The 18682-nt window shown below is 70.9% G+C and carries 17 protein-coding genes; 12 read left to right on the forward strand and 5 right to left on the reverse strand.

Annotated features, from left to right (window positions below; genetic code table 11):
* Positions 1–13: 13 nt before the first annotated feature.
* Positions 14–517, reverse strand: coding sequence for a Csu type fimbrial protein (locus tag AC1PME_RS07335; protein ID WP_254460965.1), 504 nt, complete (start codon positions 515–517; stop codon positions 14–16).
* A 227-nt stretch (positions 518–744) separates the two neighbouring features.
* On the opposite strand from AC1PME_RS07335, the gene map reads away from it, so the two are divergent.
* The 3 genes from map to dapD are packed head-to-tail and all read left to right on the forward strand — an operon-like array spanning position 745 to position 5134.
* Entirely contained in the window at positions 745–1521 is a 777-nt protein-coding gene (gene map, locus AC1PME_RS07340) for a type I methionyl aminopeptidase (protein ID WP_429002528.1), read from the forward strand.
* Between the two features lie 29 nt (positions 1522–1550).
* On the forward strand, positions 1551–4151 hold the full coding sequence (locus AC1PME_RS07345) for a [protein-PII] uridylyltransferase (protein ID WP_254461376.1): 2601 nt from the start codon (positions 1551–1553) through the stop codon (positions 4149–4151).
* A complete protein-coding gene (gene dapD / locus AC1PME_RS07350) occupies positions 4151–5134 on the forward strand; it encodes a 2,3,4,5-tetrahydropyridine-2,6-dicarboxylate N-succinyltransferase (protein ID WP_481097748.1) in 984 nt (327 codons plus the stop codon). The genes AC1PME_RS07345 and dapD overlap by 1 nt, the downstream gene beginning before the upstream one ends.
* Before the next feature lie 287 nt (positions 5135–5421).
* On the opposite strand, the gene AC1PME_RS07355 is transcribed toward dapD, so the two are convergent.
* Positions 5422–5838 (reverse strand): hypothetical protein, encoded by a 417-nt coding sequence (locus tag AC1PME_RS07355; protein WP_307549573.1) that lies wholly within the window; start codon positions 5836–5838, stop codon positions 5422–5424.
* Between AC1PME_RS07355 and AC1PME_RS07360 the strand changes: the two genes are divergently transcribed.
* From AC1PME_RS07360 to AC1PME_RS07385, 6 genes are all read left to right on the forward strand, one after another.
* Positions 5837–6292 carry a hypothetical protein gene (locus AC1PME_RS07360; protein ID WP_481097749.1) on the forward strand — a complete coding sequence of 152 codons (456 nt, stop codon included), beginning with the start codon at positions 5837–5839 and terminating at the stop codon, positions 6290–6292. The genes AC1PME_RS07355 and AC1PME_RS07360 overlap by 2 nt on opposite strands.
* Before the next feature lie 183 nt (positions 6293–6475).
* Positions 6476–6832: an arsenate reductase gene (locus AC1PME_RS07365; protein ID WP_242159347.1), complete on the forward strand. Its 357-nt coding sequence runs from the start codon at positions 6476–6478 to the stop codon at positions 6830–6832.
* Positions 6829–7287: an N-acetyltransferase family protein gene (locus tag AC1PME_RS07370; RefSeq protein WP_481097750.1), complete on the forward strand. Its 459-nt coding sequence runs from the start codon at positions 6829–6831 to the stop codon at positions 7285–7287. The genes AC1PME_RS07365 and AC1PME_RS07370 overlap by 4 nt, the downstream gene beginning before the upstream one ends.
* Before the next feature lie 189 nt (positions 7288–7476).
* The gene (gene dapE, locus AC1PME_RS07375; RefSeq protein ID WP_254460971.1) at positions 7477–8607 is read left to right on the forward strand and encodes a succinyl-diaminopimelate desuccinylase; all 1131 of its coding nucleotides are present in this window, start codon (positions 7477–7479) and stop codon (positions 8605–8607) included.
* Between the two features lie 252 nt (positions 8608–8859).
* Positions 8860–10551, forward strand: coding sequence for an asparagine synthase B (gene asnB / locus AC1PME_RS07380; protein WP_254460972.1), 1692 nt, complete (start codon positions 8860–8862; stop codon positions 10549–10551).
* A gap of 193 nt (positions 10552–10744) precedes the next feature.
* A complete protein-coding gene (locus AC1PME_RS07385) occupies positions 10745–10999 on the forward strand; it encodes a LysE family transporter (RefSeq protein WP_481097751.1) in 255 nt (84 codons plus the stop codon).
* 134 nt (positions 11000–11133) lie between these two features.
* Here AC1PME_RS07385 and AC1PME_RS07390 read toward each other — a convergent pair whose 3' ends face one another.
* The 3 genes from AC1PME_RS07390 to AC1PME_RS07400 form a co-directional block, all read right to left on the reverse strand.
* Positions 11134–12195: a GGDEF domain-containing protein gene (locus AC1PME_RS07390; protein WP_481097752.1), complete on the reverse strand. Its 1062-nt coding sequence runs from the start codon at positions 12193–12195 to the stop codon at positions 11134–11136.
* Between the two features lie 287 nt (positions 12196–12482).
* Positions 12483–13529: a right-handed parallel beta-helix repeat-containing protein gene (locus tag AC1PME_RS07395; protein ID WP_254460974.1), complete on the reverse strand. Its 1047-nt coding sequence runs from the start codon at positions 13527–13529 to the stop codon at positions 12483–12485.
* A gap of 89 nt (positions 13530–13618) precedes the next feature.
* Positions 13619–16003, reverse strand: a complete 2385-nt coding sequence (locus AC1PME_RS07400) for a penicillin acylase family protein (RefSeq protein ID WP_481097753.1) — start codon at positions 16001–16003, stop codon at positions 13619–13621.
* A 191-nt stretch (positions 16004–16194) separates the two neighbouring features.
* Between AC1PME_RS07400 and bfr the strand changes: the two genes are divergently transcribed.
* From bfr to AC1PME_RS07415, 3 genes are all read left to right on the forward strand, one after another.
* On the forward strand, positions 16195–16686 hold the full coding sequence (bfr, locus tag AC1PME_RS07405) for a bacterioferritin (RefSeq protein ID WP_026143459.1): 492 nt from the start codon (positions 16195–16197) through the stop codon (positions 16684–16686).
* A gap of 543 nt (positions 16687–17229) precedes the next feature.
* Positions 17230–17673 carry a DUF2147 domain-containing protein gene (locus AC1PME_RS07410; protein ID WP_481097754.1) on the forward strand — a complete coding sequence of 148 codons (444 nt, stop codon included), beginning with the start codon at positions 17230–17232 and terminating at the stop codon, positions 17671–17673.
* Between the two features lie 115 nt (positions 17674–17788).
* Complete coding sequence (locus AC1PME_RS07415; protein ID WP_481097755.1) at positions 17789–18682, forward strand: TorF family putative porin; 894 nt, start codon at positions 17789–17791, stop codon at positions 18680–18682.

Consider the following 18682-nt stretch of genomic DNA (forward strand, 5'->3'; position numbering starts at 1 on the left):
CAAGCGGCTCCGGTTACCAGGTGACGGTGGCGGTGACCACGTCGCTGTACGAACCCGCAGGGTAGTTGGTGCTGGCGACCTGGCCGTAGACGGTGATCGGCTGCACTGCACCATTGCCGGTGCCGGCCTGGGTGTCGGTGCCGATGGTCGAGCCCCAGTTCTGGGTGCGCGCGGCATTGCGGTACAGCGCGTAGGGCACGCGCGCGGTATTGCCGGCGTCGGCGCTGCCCATGGTGCGCGTGGTCACCGTGGCGCCGGAACCGGAGCCGGCGTTGAGCGCGATGTTGTACGGGGTGCCGGAGGTGCAGCGCACGTTCAAGGTGCCGGTGCTGTTGATCGCGCTCTGGTTGGAATTGACGCTGCCGAAATCGACGTCGGTGGGCGCGGTCTGGATGTCGCAGACGCTGGTGATCTGGATCTTGACGTTGAAGGTGCGCGAGTCGGACTGGGCCCAGGCCAGGCCGGTCCCGGCGGCGAACAGCACGAGGAAGGCGAGAACGCGGTGGAAGAGGTACATGGCAGGGTTTCTTCGGAAATGGCGGACGACCGCCGGTGCCACTGCCAGTGCAAAATGCGAGCCAATTCACACTTTTATGGATCGTCATCCAGTTTTCACATGAGACAGCGACCGCAGGACGCCACGTTCAGTGCGATGAAGGTGGCGACGGCCTGGCCGACGCGCCAAAAAGCCGCCAACGCGCCTGGCGCGTTCAGCCAGCGCCGGGATGAGCGATAATGACGGCTATGACCGTCAATCTGAAAACTCCGCAGGACATCGAGAAGATGCGCGTGGCCGGCCGCCTGGCCGCCGAGGTACTGGACCTGATCGGCCCGTACGTGAAGCCCGGCGTCACCACCGCCGAGCTGGACCGCATCTGCCACGACCACATCGTCAAGGTGCAGCAGGCGGTGCCGGCCAACGTCGGCTACCGCGGCTATCCGAAGACCGTGTGCACGTCGGTGAACAACGTCATCTGCCACGGCATTCCCAGCGACAGCAAGGTCCTGAAGGACGGCGACATCGTCAACATCGACGTGACCGTGATCAAGGACGGCTGGCATGGCGACACCAGCCGCATGTACTGCGTGGGCACCCCCTCGGTGATGGCGCGGCGCCTGATCGAGGCCACCTACGAGGCGATGTGGCGCGGCATCCGTGCGGTGAAGCCCGGCGCCACGCTCGGCGACGTCGGCCATGCGATCCAGCAGTACGCCGAGAGCGAGCGCTTCAGCGTGGTGCGCGAGTACTGCGGCCACGGCATCGGCAAGGTCTACCACGACGAACCGCAGGTGCTGCACTACGGCCGGCCGGGCGATGGCCTGGTGCTGCAGCCGGGCATGACTTTCACCATCGAGCCCATGATCAACGAGGGCACGCGCTACACCCGGGTCCTGCCGGACGGCTGGACCGTGGTGACCAAGGACCGCAAGCTCTCGGCGCAATGGGAGCACATGGTCGCCGTCACCGACGATGGGGTGGAGGTGCTGACCCTGTCGCCCGGCGGCCTCGGCGAACCGTGAGCCTGCTGCCGGCCGGTGCCGATGCCGGCATGCCCGACGCCGGCGTCGACGACGCCGGCTGGGCGGCGGCGGTCCGGCAACTGCTGGCGCAGACCGATGCGCGGCTGAGCAAGCGCTTCGACCAGGGCGACGACATCGACCGCCTGCTGGCGCTGCGCGCGCGCGCGCTGGACCAGCTGATCCGTCACGCCTGGAGCCGTTGCGTGCCGCGCGAGGCCGGGCTGGCCCTGTTCGCGGTCGGCGGCTATGGCCGCGGCGAATTGTTCCCGCGTTCGGACATCGACCTGCTGGTGTTCGGCGAACTCGATCCCGCGCACGAACCGGCGCTGGCGCGGCTGTTCCCGCTGCTGTGGGATGCCGGCGTGCCGGTCAGCCACGCGGTGCGCTCGGCCGCGCAGTGCACCGCCGCCTGCGCCGACCAGACCGTGCTGACCGCGTTGATCGAGGCGCGCCCGCTGCAGGCCGACGCCGCCGCCAAGGCGGCGCTGGCGGCGGCCATCGCGCCGCAGCGGGTGTGGCCGCCGCGCGCATTCTTCATGGCCAAGCGCGAGGAACTGCAGGCCCGCCACCAGCGCTTCGGCGACACCGCCGACAACCTGGAGCCGGACATCAAGGACGGCCCCGGCGGTTTGCGCGACCTGCACACGCTGGGCTGGATGGCGCTGCGCGCATTCGGCGTGCGCGACCTGGAGCCGCTGATCGGGCTGGGCCACGTCGGCGGCGACGAGGCCGCCGCGCTGCGCCGCGAGCGCCGCGAACTGGCGCGCTTGCGCTACGGGCTGCACCTGGTCGCCAATCGCCCCGAAGAGCGGCTGCGCTTCGACTACCAGAAGACCCTGGCGCAGCGCCTGGGCTTCTCCGACGACCCCGAGAGCCTCGGGGTCGAGAAGATGATGCAGCGCTTCTACCGCAGCGCGGCGATTGTGCGCCGGCTCAGCGACCGCCTGCTGCAGCGCTTCGAGGAACAGTTCGACGGCGAGGCGCAGCCGCAGCCGCTGGATGGCGGCTTCTCGCTGCGCCGCGGCTACCTGGCCGCCGACGCCGAGCGCTGGCCGCAGGCCGACCCGGTGCAGGTGTTCGCGCTGTTCGCCACCTGGGCCGCGCACGGCGAGATCCGCGGCCTGCACTCGCTGACTGCGCGCGCGCTGGCCGAGGCGCTGCCGCAGCTGCCGGACTACGCCAGCGCCAGCGCCACCGCGCGCGAGCGCTTCCTGGGCCTGCTGCGCGGCCCGCGCGCGGTGCAGACGCTGACCCGGATGGCGCGGCTGGGCGTGCTCGGGCAGTGGATCCCGGCGTTCGCGCAGGTGTCCGGGCGCATGCAGTTCGACCTGTTCCATGTGTACACGGTCGACCAGCACACGCTGATGGTGCTGAAGAACATGGCGGTGTTCGCCAAGGCGCGCGCCGACGAGCGCTTCTCCATCGCCCATGAAGTCTGGCCGCGGCTGCGCAAGCCAGAACTGCTGCTGCTGGCCGGCCTGTTCCACGACATCGCCAAGGGCCGCGGCGGCGACCATTCGGAGCTGGGGGCGGTGGATGCGCGCGCGTTCTGCGCCGCGCATGCGCTCAGCGCCGCCGATACCGACCTGGTCGCCTGGCTGGTCGAGCAGCACCTGCGCATGTCGGTGACCGCGCAGAAGCAGGACATCGCCGATCCGGAGGTGATCCACCGCTTCGCCAGCCTGGCCGGCGACCGCGAGCGCCTGGATTATCTGTATCTGCTGACCTGCGCCGACATCGCCGGCACCAGCCCCAAGCTGTGGAACGCGTGGAAGGACCGGCTGCTGGCCGACCTGTATTTCGCCGCGCGGCGCGCCCTGCGCGAAGGCCTGGAGCATCCGCTGCCGGTGGCCGAGCGCCTGCAGGAGGCGCGCGAGGCCACCCGCGCGCTGATGCGCATCCAGGGCCACGACGACGTCACCATCGACCGCCAGTTCGCCGGCATGCCGGACGAGAGCTTCCTGCGCTTCCGCCCCGAGCAACTGGCCTGGCAGGCGACGTCGCTGATGGAGGTGGAACTGGGCGGCACCCTGGTCAAGGTGCGCCCGGTCACCCCCGACGATGCGGCGCTGGAAGTGTTCGTGTACTCGCCGGACCGCGACGGCCTGTTCGCCGCGATCGTGATGACCCTGGACCGGCTCGGCTACGGCATCCACCGCGCACGCGTGCTCGATGCGCCGCACGAGGCGATCTTCGACACCTTCGAGGTCATGCCCGCCGATGCCTTCGCCAGCGGCGACCTGGCGCAACTGCAGGCGGCGCTGCGCGAGGCGCTGGCCGGCGACCTGGCGCGGCTGCGTCCGGCGCGGCGGGTGGTGCCGCGGCAGTTGCGGCATTTCCGCTTCGCCCCGCGCATCGAGTTCCGCGAAAGCCTCGATGGCCGCCGGACCCGGCTCAGCCTGGTCGCGCCGGACCGCCCCGGGCTGCTGTCGGACGTGGCCCAGGTGCTGCGCCGGCAGCATTTGCGCGTGCACGATGCGCGCATCGCCACCTTCGGCGAGCGCGCCGAGGACCAGTTCCACATCACCGACGAGCACAACCTGCCGTTGCCCGACGCCGCCCGCCAGGCGCTGCAGGCCGCGCTGCAGGCCTGCCTGGACCCCGATTCCCCGCCTGGAGACCCCCGCTGATGGCCACCAAGAAGCCCGCCGCCAAGAAGACCGCCACCAAGACGCCGGCCAAGCCCGCCGCCGCCAAGCGCGCGGCGCCGACCGCGGCGGCCAAGCCGGCCGCCAAGCCCGCGCCGAAGCCGCCGCGCGCCAAGCCGGTTGCCGTGCCCAGCGCCGACGAACTGAAGTTCACCATCGACAGCGCCTTCGAGCGCCGCGCCACCCTGACCCTGGACGAGATCGAGGGATCGACCCGGCCGGTGGTCAACCGCGTCATCGATGGCCTGGAAAGCGGCGAGTTCCGCGTCGCCGAGCCGGACGGGCACGGCGGCTGGAAGGTCAACGAGTGGCTGAAGAAGGCGGTGCTGCTGTACTTCCGGGTCAACGAGATGGCCGTGGTGGAAGCGCAGCCGGCGCCGTTCTGGGACAAGGTGGAAGCGCGCTTCGCCGGCTACCACGAGGCCGAGTTTCGCAAGGCCGGGGTGCGCGTGGTGCCGGGGGCGGTCGCGCGTCGCGGCAGCTATTTCGGCAAGGACGTGGTGCTGATGCCGAGCTTCACCAACATCGGCGCGTACGTCGGCGAGGGCACCATGGTCGATACCTGGGCCACGGTCGGTTCCTGCGCGCAGATCGGCAAGCACTGCCACCTGTCCGGCGGCGCCGGCATCGGCGGCGTGCTCGAGCCGCTGCAGGCCAGCCCCACCATCATCGAAGACCACTGCTTCATCGGCGCGCGCTCGGAGGTGGTGGAGGGCGTGGTGGTCGGCCACCACAGCGTGATCGGCATGGGCGTGTTCCTGGGTCAGAGCACGCGCATCTACAACCGCGCCACCGGCGAAATCTCCTACGGCTACGTGCCGCCGTACAGCGTGGTGGTGTCCGGGCAGTTGCCGTCCAAGGACGGCTCGCACTCGCTGTACTGCGCGGTGATCGTCAAGCAGGTCGACGCCAAGACCCGCAGCAAGACCAGCGTCAACGATCTGCTGCGCGGGCTGGCCGACTGAGCATGGCGAGACCGGGCCTGGCCCGGTCTCGCGCTGGCACGCCGCTCCCCGTCGACGTCGTGGTCGGCCGGAGCGGCAAGCACGCGGCAGCTTCCGTCTGTCGCCGGCATGCAGCCTTTTGCGAATCCCGTACCGCCGTCTTGTCTGCGGGCGGGCAGGACAGCCCATGGTGGTGGTCGCGCGGGCGCAAGGCGGTCGCCTGGTCCGCGCAGATTCGCAATCTCGCGCCGGGGGCAGGGCGCATACCCGACGTACATCGGTGGCCGGATACGCTGCCACACACGGGTTCAGGCGCTGCCTCGGCGGTGCGTATCGGACCCGACGATGCCCGGCGCAGACCGTCGTCGGGTGCTGCCGCTGCGCCGACAGGAGACACCGATGCGAAAGATCACATGGGCTTGCTGGATGACGGCAGCGTTGGCGCTGTCCGGATGCGGCCGTGAGGGCGCGCCGGCGCCGGCGGCGCTCAAGGATGCCGACACGCACGCGGCGGCGGCCGCTGCGCCGGCCTCCGCGTCGACGGTGCCAGCGGCGTCCGCACCACCGCAGGCAGCGACCGCGACGGCGGATGCGAGCGCGGCAAGCGAGCCGCTGTCCTGCGCCGCAGAGATCGGCGCCGACGCCGCGGCGGCGCGCGTGGCCACCTGCCGCGCGGTGTCGCCGGCCACCCATCCGCCCTGCAATGCCGCCAACAGCTGCGCCATGATCGACAACGAGATCGCCCGCAGCTGCGCGCTGCTCGGCCGCGACGCGGCGGCCGCCGCCGGTTGCGGCCCGGCCGCCGACAGCCCGCAGGCGGCGGCCGCGGTGGTGCGGCGCTACTACGCGGCGATCAATGCGCGCGACTACGCCACGGCCTGGCAGCAGTGGGGCGAGGACGGGCGCCCGGGGCAGTCCTACGCTGCGTTCGAGGCCGGCTTCGCCCGGACCCGCGCGGTGCAGGTGACGATCGGCGCGCTGGGCGCCGGCGAAGGTGCCGCCGGCTCGGTGTACCAGCCCGTGCCGGTCACCGTGGAGGCGACGCTGGCCGACGGCACGCGGCAACGCTTCCGCGGCGACTACGTCCTGCGCCGCGTCAACGGTGTGGACGGCGCCGCGGCCGCGCAGTTGCGCTGGCGGATCGACTCGGCGCAGCTCAAGGAAATGCCGGCGCAATGAGGAGCGGTCCGGCCGATCGCGGTGTCCTGCTGCGCAGGGGACCCGACGGCGCGCGCCGGGTAAGATCACGCGCGCCACGCTGCCACGCGGCGTGCCGACCCTCACCCCAACCCCTCTCCCCCACGGGGACTCCCTACGGTCGCCGGTGGAAGAGGGGCTTCCTCGCTTGAAGGGATGGTTTCGATGACGACGTTGTACGGATTGAAGAACTGCGACACCTGCAAGAAAGCGACAAAGTGGCTGGACCGCTTCGGCGTGGCCTATACCTTCGTCGATTACCGCGAGCACAAGCCGACGCCGGACACCCTGCTGGACTGGGCCGGCCAGGCCGGCGGCTTCGATGCGCTGGTCAACAAGTCCTCGACCACCTGGCGGCAACTGCCCGACAACAAGAAGACCCCCGGCTCCGATGCCGAGTGGAAGCTGCTGCTGCGCGAGTATCCGCAGCTGATCCGGCGGCCGGTGGTGGTGACCGACGACGGCCGGCTCAGCCAGGGCTTTTCCGACAACGGCTTCAAGCAGCGCTTCGGGGTGGCGTGACCATCCGCCCGTACCGGGCCGAGGACTGGGCGCGCCTGTGCGCCATCCACGACGCCGCGCGCCTGGAGGAACTGCAGGCGGCGGGGCTGGCCGATGCGTTCCTGCCGCTGCCGATCGCGGCCGCGCGCGAAGGCCTGTTCGATTACCGCGTGCAGGTCGCCGAATGGCAGGGACAGGTGCTCGGCTTCGTCGCCGACGATGGCGAGGAACTGGCCTGGCTGTACGTGGATCCGTCCGCACGCCGGCGCGGCGTCGGCCAGGCGCTGGTGGCCGCGGTGCAGGAGGCCAGCCCGGCGGGCCTGACGCTGGAATTGCTGGAGGGCAATGCCGCGGCGCTGGCGTTCTACCGCGCCTGTGGCTTCGTCGAAACCGGCATGCAGCATGGGCGCATGCCAGGCAACGAGGCGTTCGCGGTGCGCGTGCAGTGCATGCGCTGGCCGGCGCGCGCGGGCTGAGCGCGGTCCGCGGCCCGCCTGCGTCCGGCCAGGCGGGCAGGCAGGGTGCTCGGCATCGCTATCCCGCCCTCGTACACTGCGGTTCCCGCTGCGCCGTCAGCGTGCACGTGGCCACCGCTCGCGCGGTCTGCAGGCCACGGCGCAGCGTCCGCAGCATTGCGTCTTCCGCCTTCCAAACGGTGTCCCTGCATGTCCGATGTCCTTGAACTCGCCTGCGACCTGATCGCCCGCCCGTCGGTCACCCCCGACGATGCCGGTTGCCAGGAGCTGATCGCGCAGCGGCTGGCGCGCGCCGGTTTCGCCATCGAGCGGCTGCGCTGCGGCCAGGTCGACAATCTCTGGGCCACCCACCGCGGCGGCGACGGCCCGGTGCTGGCCCTGCTCGGCCATACCGACGTGGTGCCGCCGGGGCCGCGCGAAGCCTGGGCCAGCGATCCGTTCGCGCCGCAGGTTCGCGACGGCGTGCTGTACGGGCGTGGCGCGGCCGACATGAAGGGCAGCGTGGCCGCCTTCGTGGTCGCCGCCGAGCGGTTCGTGGCGGCGCATCCGCAGCACCCTGGCACGCTGGCGGTGTTGCTGACCAGCGACGAGGAGGGCGATGCGATCGATGGCGTGCGCCACGTGGCGCGCATGTTCGCCGAGCGCGGCGAGCGCATCGACTGGTGCCTCACCGGCGAACCCTCGTCCACCGAACGGCTCGGCGACCTGCTGCGGGTCGGCCGTCGCGGCAGCCTTTCCGGCGCGCTGCGCGTGCGCGGCGTGCAGGGCCATGTGGCCTATCCGCACAAGGCGCGCAACCCGATCCACCTGGCCGCGCCGGCGCTGGCCGAGCTGGTCGCGCGGCACTGGGACGACGGTTACGAAAGCTTCCCGCCGACCAGCCTGCAGATCTCCAACGTGCACGCCGGCACCGGCGCCAACAACGTGATCCCCGGCGAACTGCAGGTCGCCTTCAACCTGCGCTACACCCCGCACTGGGATGCGCCGCGGCTGGAGGCGGAGATCGCCGCGCTGTTCGATCGCCATGGCCTGGACTACGAGCTGCGCTGGCACCGCAGCGGCGAGCCGTTCTACACCCCGGAAGGCACGCTGCGGCGGGTGGCGCGCGAGGTGCTGGGCGAGGTCGCCGGTGCGCCGCCGGAGGAGAGCACCGGCGGCGGCACCTCCGATGCGCGTTTCATCGCCCCGCTGGGCGCGCAGTGCATCGAGGTCGGCCCGGTCAACGCCAGCATCCACCAGGTCGACGAACATGTGCGCGTGGCCGACCTGGAGGCGCTGCCGGACCTGTACCTGCGCCTGATCGAACGGTTGCTGCGGTAACAGTTGCGCCGGCCCGCGCGCCGGGTTACGTTCGCTCCATGCACTCGCTGTCCGCCCTCCGCTCGACCACCGCCAACGGCCGCAATCATGCGCTGGCGAATAATCGTGCGCGGCCGATGCGGGTCTGCGACTAGGCGCTACCAGAACCACCACGCCCAGCCACCAGAAAACCCGCATCGGCCGATGCGGGTTTTTTTGTGGCTGCGTGCGTGCCCCCTTCGCCATCACCACCCCACGATCAGGAGCTTTCCCATGTGTTCGATCTTCGGCATCTTCGGCCTGCAACCGGGCGACGACCTGCAGGCCCTGCGACGGCAGGCGCTGGACTGCTCGCAGCGGCAGCGCCACCGCGGCCCGGACTGGAGCGGCGTGTATGTCGACGACGGCGCGATCCTGGTGCACGAGCGCCTGGCCATCGTCGATCCGGCCGGCGGTTCGCAGCCGCTGCTGTCGGACGATGGGCAACTGGCGCTGGCGGTCAACGGCGAGATCTACAACCACCGCGAACTGAAGAAGCAACTCGCCCAGCCCTACGCCTTCCAGACCGGCTCGGACTGCGAGGTGATCAACGCGCTGTACCGCGAAACCACGCCGGACGCGCTGCTGAACCGGCTCAACGGCATCTTCGCCTTCGCGCTGTGGGACAAGGCCGCCGGCCGCGTGCTGATCGCGCGCGATCCGATGGGCGTGTGCCCGCTGTACTGGGGGCATGACACGCAGGGCCGGCTGCGCGTGGCCTCGGAGATGAAATCGCTGGCCGACAGCTGCGCCGACGTCGCCCAGTTCCCGCCCGGCCATTACTACGACAGCGCCAGCGGCGAGCTCGTGCAGTACTACCGCAAGCCATGGCGCGACTACGCGGCGGTGCAGGGCGTGGAGGTGAGCAAGCAGGAACTGCGCGAGGCCTTCGAGCGCGCCGTGCATCGCCAACTGATGACCGACGTGCCGTACGGCGTGCTGCTCTCCGGCGGGCTGGATTCGTCGCTGGTGGCGGCGGTGGCGGCGCGCTTCGCGCGCAAGCGCATCGAGGAGAACGACGAGGCCGAGGCCTGGTGGCCGCGCCTGCACTCGTTCGCGATCGGCCTGAAGGGCTCGCCGGACCTGGCCGCCGCGGCGATCGCGGCCGAGGCGCTGGGCACCGTGCACCACGGTTTCGAATACACCTTCGAGGAAGGCCTGGACGCGCTGCCGGAGGTGATCCGGCACATCGAGACCTACGACGTCACCACCATCCGCGCCTCCACGCCGATGTTCCTGCTGGCGCGGCGGATCAAGGCGATGGGGGTGAAGATGGTGCTCTCCGGCGAAGGCAGCGACGAGATCTTCGGCGGCTACCTGTACTTCCACAAGGCGCCGAACGCGCGCGAATTCCACGAGGAGCTGATCCGCAAGCTCGACGCCCTCTACAACTACGATTGCCTGCGCGCCAACAAGTCGATGATGGCCTGGGGCGTGGAGCCGCGCGTGCCGTTCCTGGACGTGGAGTTCCTGGACGTGGCCATGCGTATGGACGCCCAGTACAAGATGGCCGGCACCCGCGCCGACGGCAGCAAGCGCATCGAGAAGGCGGTGCTGCGCGAAGCCTTCGAGGGCTACCTGCCCGAGTCGATCCTGTGGCGGCAGAAGGAGCAGTTCAGCGATGGCGTCGGCTACGGCTGGATCGACGGACTGAAGGCGCATGCCGAAGCGCAGGTCAGCGACCGCGAACTGGCCGCGGCCGACAAGCGTTTCCCGGTGAACCCGCCGCAGACCAAGGAAGCCTATTACTACCGCAGCCTGTTCGAGCGCGCGTTCCCGACCCCGGCCGCGGCCGAGACCGTGCCCGGCGGCAAGTCGATCGCCTGCTCCTCGCCGGCGGCGATCGCCTGGGACGCCAGCTTCGCGGCGATGGCCGATCCCTCCGGCCGCGCGGTGGCCGGGGTGCACGCGCAAGCGTTGGCATGACCGGCGCCAGCCTGCTGGCGATCGCCGGGATGCTGACGCTGGGGGCGATCAGTCCCGGCGCGAGCTTCTAGCCGGTGGCGCGGCTGGCCGCCGGAGGTTCGCGCGCGGCCGGATTCGCCGCGGCGCGTGGGGTGCGCACTGTTCGCGTTGGCGGCGTTGTTCGGCCTGCAGGGTACCGGCGCTGCATCGCGCGTTGTCGGTCGCCGGTGCCGCCTCTCTGCTGTGGCTGGCGTGGCGGGTGTGGCGGACGCCGACGCCGGCCGTCGAGCTGGCACAGGAGGTGCCGGCCCTGCGCTCGGCATTGGTCATGGGCCTGTCGACCCAGCTCGGCAACCCGCAGACCGCGTTGGTGTTCGCTGGCCTGTTCGCCGCGCTGCTGCCGGCGCAGCGTGGGCCGGCCGATGATGCGGCGCTGCCGCTGCTGGCCTTCGCCGTCGACGCGGCCTGATTCGCGCTGGTGGCCGGGGTGCTGTCCACCCGGCGCGCGGCGCTGGTGGATGCGCGCGCGGCGGTCGCTGCACCGGTTCAGTGCGGTGCTGATGAGCGGGCCGGGTCTGCGTCTGCTGTAGCGGCCCGCACGGCTCATCCTGCGCTCGTCGACGGGATCGCGGCATCGCCGGCGGCGGGTGCCGGTGCGGGCGCCGTGTCGAGCCGGATCGCGCTCTTGCCGCTGCCCTTGGCCGCGTACAGCGCGCGGTCGGCGCGCGCGAGCAGGTCGGACACCTCGCCACCTGGCGGCAGCGACGCCAGGCCGGCACTGAATGCGAAGCGCACGCCGACCACCTCCAAACCGCGGACCCGCTGCAGCAGCCGCTGCAGCAGTTCGTTGGCCTTGGCCTGCGACAGGCCTTCGAACAGCAGGCCGAATTCCTCGCCGCCGAGGCGGCCGACACGGCAGCGCGGATCCAGCCGCAGCAGTTCCGTCGCCAGCGCCTGCAGCACCGCATCGCCGACATGATGGCCATGCCGGTCGTTGATCTGCTTGAAGTCGTCGATGTCCAGCATGGCGAACTGCAGCAGTTGCGGCGTGCTCGCCGCGGTCTGCAGGTCGGCCATCAGCGCGCGCCGGTTGGGAATGCCGGTCAGCGCATCGGTCTCGGCAAGACGCCGGTAACCTTCCTTGAGCGCATGCGTGGTGCGCATGGCGGTGACGAAGGTACGGTTGAGGGTAAAGCCGATCATGGTCACCGCCGCCACCAGGATGACCAGCAGTGGCAGGTCGGCGGACGAGGTCACCAGTGCGTCCTGCCAGCCGAGCAGGATCGTCCAGGTGGCGGCCATTGCCAGCAGATAGTCGCGGGAGTAGCTGAACACGATGCTCTGTCCAAGGCACAGGGTCACCGCGACCGGCAGCGTCCAGTCCAGACTGGCGGCGCCCATGTCGTGCAACTCGAGCCGCAGCGCCGCGCAGGTTGCGAGCATGAACAGGAAGCCGAACAGCCGCCACTGCCAGAAGCGCTTGGTCAGGCTCATGACCGCGCTGGTGCCGAGCAGGGCGGCGAAGACAAGCGCGTAGCGCAGGTCCAATGGCGCTTGCAGCCACGGGTTGCACAGCAACGATAATGGCCACGCCAGCATCACCAGGCCTTGCAGCGCCAGGATCGGCCGGCGAAGCACGCGGCGGATGTGGTTTTGGTAGGTCATCTGCGTTCCCTTGGAGCGCTGCGGCGTCTGCGTGGCACGGCCGGTGCGGTGGCCCAGCGCGATATCCGTCGGTCGCTGGGGCGTCGTCACCGATTAGCGGCCGCTGCAGGCGGAGCTTTAGCGCGTCCGACAGGGGGACGGGTGGTCGGCGGCGCCGCGCGCAGGACCCGGATGCATCGCTACGCCCCGGGGCGGAAGCGTGCCGCGGGGCCGTGCAGGGTTGGCCTGGCGTCCATCGCCGCGCGTCCGGGACGGCGCGGCGGCCGGACGCGCGCAGTGCCGTGCGCTTACTCGAAGCGCACGCAGTGGCCGTAGCGTTCGGGCTGGATGTCGATGCCCGAGGCATCGGCCTGGTTGTTCTTGCGCCACAGGTTGGGGCGGAAGTCCTTGCCGGTGCAGTTGGCCGCGCTGTCCACGCCGATGGTGTAGGTGTAGGGATTGCCGCGGAAGGTGTTGTTCTCGAAGGTGTTGTCCTGGCTCATGCTGTTGTCCCAGCACAGGATCTGCGGCGTGCGCTGGCGGATCGAGCAGGTCAGGTAGATCCCGGCGCCCTTGTTGTCGATGAACTGGTTGCCGGCGAACAGGTTGCGCCGCGCGTCGGCCAGGTACACGCCCTGGCTGCCGTTGCGCTCCAGGCGGTTGTCGCGGATCTCGCTGTCTTCCAGGTGCTCGGTGGTGATGCCGGCGGCGACGTTGTCGTGGATCACGTTGTCGATCAGCTTGACCTTGGCGGTGCGGTTGAACGACACCCCGTCCCAGATCGCGCCGGAAACGTCGTTGTGCGCGATCAGCAGGTCGCGGCTGTCGAATTCGCTGAGCAGGCAGGCGCTGCGGCACTTGCTCACCCGCAGGTGGGTCAGCTGGATGTTCTGGCCGTTGCGCACCACCACCAGGCTGTTGCTCAGGTACGGACGCTCGGGCATGAACTCCTTGTCGATGGTGCCGCCGATGATCTGCAACTGCTCCACGCGCACGTCGCGGATCGGCCGTATCGGGCGCTCGTTCTGGTAGTCGCCGATGACGATGGTGGGTTGCTGCACGTGGTCGCGCATGCGCAGCACCGTGCTGTCGCCCTGGCCGCGCAGGCGCAGGCCGTCGCGCTGGATCGACAGCAGCTTGCCGACCTGGAATTCGCCGGCGCTCAGGCACACGGTGGCGGGCTTGCCGTCGTTGGGGACACGGTCGATCGCGGCCTGCAGATCGTCGCCGGGTTCGGCGCGTACGCTGCAGTCGGAAGCGGCAGCGGGTGCGTTGGCGGCCGGCGTGGCACAGGCGGAGAACGACACGGCCGCGGCGAGCGGCAGCAACAGGGTGAGCAGGGGAGGGCGCTTCATCGGTAGGCGGACTCGGCTGTGGGGGAGGGGGGAGGCGGAGCCGGCCGGCGCAGCATGGAGACAGGCGCCGGCACGGGACCGGGACCAGGTCATTGTGGTGCGGGCGGCCTTAATGTCAGCGTGTACCGGGTCGGGCCGGGCAGGAACTTTGTGGCGCGCCCCTGCACCCAGTCGGCGTGGCCGGCGCCCCAGAACGGCGACAGCGGGTGGCCGCTCTGGCCGCCGGGCATGTGCACGATGCCGTCGGCCTCGTGGCCCGGCGCCACCACCATGCGTTCGGAGGCGCCGAAGGCCGGGCGCTGCACCCGCGGCATGTCGTCGTCGCCGGGCAGCGGCGTGGCCGGCATGCACAGCCAGCCGCGCAGCGGCTCCGGCAGGCCCTGCGCCAGCGGATGGCAGATCGCCGCGCGGTTTTCCAGGCCCCAGCGGCGTGTGTCCAGCGGGCCATCGGCCTGCAGTCGTGTGCGCACCTCGGCGGCGGCGTCTTCCAGCAGCGCCTGCCAGCTGCCGTAGCGGCGCGGCAACAGGTGCAGCGGCTGTTGCTGCAGCAGCGGCCAGGCCACGCCTTCCAGTTGCGGCAGCGGCGGTAGCGCGGTGTCGCTGCTGGATTCGGCACGGGCCGGTGCGATCAGCCCGTCGCGGATCCGGGTCAGCACCGCCAGGCGCCATGCCCGCACCAGGGTATAGCTCACCGAGTCGGTGCTGGCGCGGCCTTCCCAATGCGCGGCTGCCTGCGCCACCGCGTGCAGCGCTGGCGTGGCCGCGCCGGCGTCGCGTTGCTGCAGCAGCGCCCACCAGCGCTGCAGGAACAGCGCGCGGTCGTCCAACTGGATCGCCAGCAGCTGCTGTTCGTTCAAGCGCGGGTGCAGGCGCAGGTCGTCGCGGATCTGCTGCGCGCGCGCGCCCAGCGCGTAGCCGCCGTCGCCGATCGGCGCCAGCTCGGCGCCGCCGACCACGCGGGCGTTGGCGGTCCACAGTTGCCCGTCGGCGGGATCGATGCGCTGCGGCGATCGGGTGGTGGACAGCGGCCACGGCGCGCAGCGGACATCCGCCGGCACCGTCGCGCGCACGTCGTGCATCACCGCGTCGGCCGCGCAATGCGGGCCGCGCAGCGGCAGCGGGCCGAGCACGCGCCAGCCGATGTGGCCGTCGCGGTCGGCCAACACCAGGTTCTGCGCCGGCGTGGCGATGCCTTGCGCGCGGGCGAAGGCGCTGCCCAGCGTGTCGGTGCGGGCGAAGTCGGCCAGGCCCAGGTTCAGCGCGCCCGGCAATTGCGCGGCCCAGCGCAGCGCCAGCGCGCTGCCGTCCGCCTGGTGCTGCAGGATCGGGCCGTAGGCGGTGTCCTCCACCCGCAGCACGGTGTCGGCGGCGCCAGAGACCCGGATCCGTTCGCGGTGCACGCTCACCGGCGTGCAGCCGGGCTGCGGCGTCGCCGCGCAGGGCGTGAGCCGGTACCAGTCGGCGGTATCGGCATAGCTGTTGGTGAAGCCCCAGGCGATGTGACCGTTGCTGCCGACGATCACCGCCGGCAGGCCCGGCAGCGAGAAGCCGGACACGTCCACGCGGCCGCCGGGGGCCTGCGCATCGGCATAGCGCAGGCGCACCCGGAACCACAGGCTGGGCGCGCGCAGCGCCAGGTGCATGTCGTTGGCGACGATGGCGCGGCCGTCGGCGGTGCGGCTGCCGGCGATGGCCCAGTTGTTGCTGCCGGGCGCGGTGGCGGCCACCGCGTCCGCAGCGGCGCGCGCGGGCGCGTCCGTCAGACGCCGTAGATCGACCTGGGCGGCAGCGGGCAGCGCCGCGTCGCCGCGCACGCTGCCGTCCAGGGCCGCGTCCCAACTGCTGCCCTCGTGGCGCAGCAGCGCGTACAGCGGCGCCGGCAAGCGCTGCTGCAGGCGGTACAGCGCCAGCTTGCGCTCGAGCTGCTGGCCCTGCAGGTCGAAGTACATCGCCTGGCCGGCCAGCGCCGAATCCACCGGCTGCCAGTCGCGCGGCGTGGCGAACAGCAGCAGATACGGCCACGGCCGCACCCGCAGCGCGTGCAGGCCCTGGTTGACGCCGGCGCTGTAGGCTTGCAGCGTCGCCGCGTGCGGACCGGCGAAGGCGGCCAGCTGCGCGCTGCTGCGGGCGCGCAGGCGATGCGCACGCCGCGCCTTGTCCACGCCCAGCGCGTGCGGGCCGACCAGCTCGGACAGTTCGCCGGCGGCGGCGCGGCGCAGCAGGTCCATTTCGAAGAAGCGCTCCTGCGCATGTACGTAGCCGAGCGCGCGCATCGCATCGGCCTCGTCGGCGGCCTCGATGGTGACCACGCCCAGCGCGTCGCGCTGGATGCTCACTGGCGCCCGCAGGCCTTGCAGCGGGGCATTGCCGTCGAGCGCGGCCAGGCTGCCGCGCAGCAGCAGCCAGACGCCCAGCGCCAAGGCCACCGCCAGCAGCAGCGTGCCCAGCAGCAGGCGTTTCCATCGACTGCGCATCGTCTCTCTCCGGTGGGTACGTTCCCGATTCTAGACGCGACTGCGTGTCGTTCCCGTGTGGGTGCGATGCGCTGTGCGCGGGGTCACGCATCGCGCACCTGCGACTCGGGATGTGAATGATTCCGATTGGAACGCGGCGCGGCGGCATCGGGCACTATGGCGCCCTCAGTCGACCCCACGGAGCCCGCCCCATGAAGGGACACCCCGACGTTGTGCAATGCCTCAAGGAACTGTTGCGCGGCGAACTGGCCGCGCGCGACCAGTATTTCATCCACTCGCGGCGTTACGAGGACCAGGGCCTGCTGGCGCTGTACGAACGCATCAACCACGAAATGGAAGAGGAAACCGAGCACGCCGATGCGCTGCTGCGGCGCATCCTGTTCCTGGAAGGCGACCCGGACATGCGCCCGCATGCGTTCGAGCCCGGGCGCACGGTCGAGGAGATGCTGGAGAAGGATCTGAAGGTCGAGTACGAAGTGCGCGCCAATCTGGCCGCAGGCATGAAGCTGTGCGAACAGCATGGCGACTACGTCAGCCGCGACGTGCTGCTGGCGCAGTTGCGCGACACCGAGGAAGACCATGCCTGGTGGCTGGAACAGCAGCTCGGCCTGATCAAGCGCATCGGCATGGCGCTGTACCAGACCTCGAAGATCGACGGGCACGTGTCCGGCAAGGACGCCTGATCCGCGCGCCTCCCGCGCAGGCGGGAGGCGTCATCGCTGGGCGGGGGTGTCCCCGCCACCGCGGCTGCGCATTGCCGGCCGTGGGCGACAGGGCGTACGCGCCTGTCGCCGCATTTTTCGCCTGACCGCATCGGCACGGCCGCCCCTCGCGCGCGGCGCTGCCTGTCATCGAGGCCGCCGCCTCCCGGCGGCAGCGGATGCCGAACCGTTGTTCCTTCTTCCTGACATAGCCGACCGCGTTCGGCCGCGCGCGCGTGGCGGCAGCGCTGGATGGTGCGGCTGAGGTATTGGCGCCTCTGCGGCGCGCTGCCATCGCTGCGCAGCGAGCCAATGCCGATCGCCGTGCTCGCCAGCGGCTGCTGCGATGCCGCGGAGATCGGCCGGTACGCGCACTGCGCTATTCGCGAAATTCCTTCGAATCCAGATGCTTGCGCGCCTGGCGAGGCACGCCATGCGCGACATGTACGCGGCGCTTGCAAAACGGTAGCGATCGCTATACGGTAGTTTTCACTACCTGATTGCGCGATGGCGAGGGGGCATTCGATGCAGGCGAGTCCGGGAATCAAGCGGTACGGCGCGGTGGGTGTGCTCGTCGCGGGAGCGACGCTGGTGCCGGCCACGGCATGCGCCGCACCGGCCTCGGCGCAGGGGCTGTGGCTGACCGCGGCCAAGGACGCGGTGGTGGCGTTCGCACCGTGCACGGATGCGGCCACCGCCTTGTGCGGGCGCATCGTCTGGGACAAGGACGCCGGTACCGCCAGCGATACCTGCGGCGTGCAGATCGCGCGCCTGGCGCGCGAGGACGGCGACACCTGGCGCGACGGCTGGGCCTTCGATCCGCGCAGCGGCAAGCGCTACAAGGCCACGCTGCGCGCCAGCGGCAAGGCGCTGGACCTGCGCGCCTTCGTCGGCGTGGAGGTGCTCGGCGAGACCGAACGCTTCACCCGCGTGCAGGCGCTGCCCAGCACGCCGGTCTGCGCCAAGTAGTCACCCGCCGCGCGCAATGCGCCGGCGCCATCGATGCGCGGGGCCGCCGCCGGCCGCCGCGCGTCCCACCTTCCTCAGCGAACCAGGGGAGATCGAGATGACTGCAGTCCGCTTCATGGCGACCCTCGCGGGCGCACTGGCCCTGCACGGCGCGTGCTGCGCCCAGGCCCACGCCCAGCAGGCCGACACCGATGGCACGGTCGACTACCAGTTCCAGAACCAGCTCAAGCTGATGAGCGAGCAGCGCACGCGCGGCGTGTCCGACTCGCTGATGCGCCCGTCGCTGAAGTGGACCACCCAGTTCGTGCACGCCAGCGGCTTCGTCGCGCTGCTGGAGGTGGCCAAGGTCAGCAAGAAGCAGTTCCTCGACGGCGACGGCCTGGGCATCACCGCCGCGGCCGGCTACCGCTTCGGCAATCCCGATGCCTGGCATGCCGGCGTCGGCCTGGCCACCGAACGCTTCCCCGGCGCCAGCTTCCTGGCCCCGCACCGGATCGACCTGCAGACCGGCACGCCGGAGGACATCCGCCGCACCGACTACGACAGCAATTTCGGCGTGCTCGAACTCGGCTACGGCGCGGTCGAGGGCCGCTTGCTGTACGTGTTCTCCAAGACCTACCGCGGTGCCGATACCGGCGGGGTGTGCGCGCAGATCCTGCAGTTCGCCGCCGACCCGAGCGCGGCGCTGCGCTGCTTCGCCCGCGGCGACCACGACTCGCGCGGCACCTTGCTGGGCGATCTCAATTACCAGACCCCGCTGTTGCCGTCGCTGCTGCCATCGACCACGCTGCGCCTGCACGCCGGCTACCAGAAGCTGCGCAACTTCAGCGAGGGCAGCTTCGCCGACTACCAGATCGGCGTCACCCACAAGCACTGGGGCCTGGACTGGAACCTGGACTGGGTCAGCACCCGGGTCAACGCGCACGAACTGTACTGGGTGCAGGACGGTGCGCGCATCCGCAAGACCGACGGCGACACCCTGGTGGCCTCGGTCGGCTACACGTTCTGA

The sequence above is a fragment of the Xanthomonas sp. NCPPB 901 genome, from assembly GCF_056725085.1.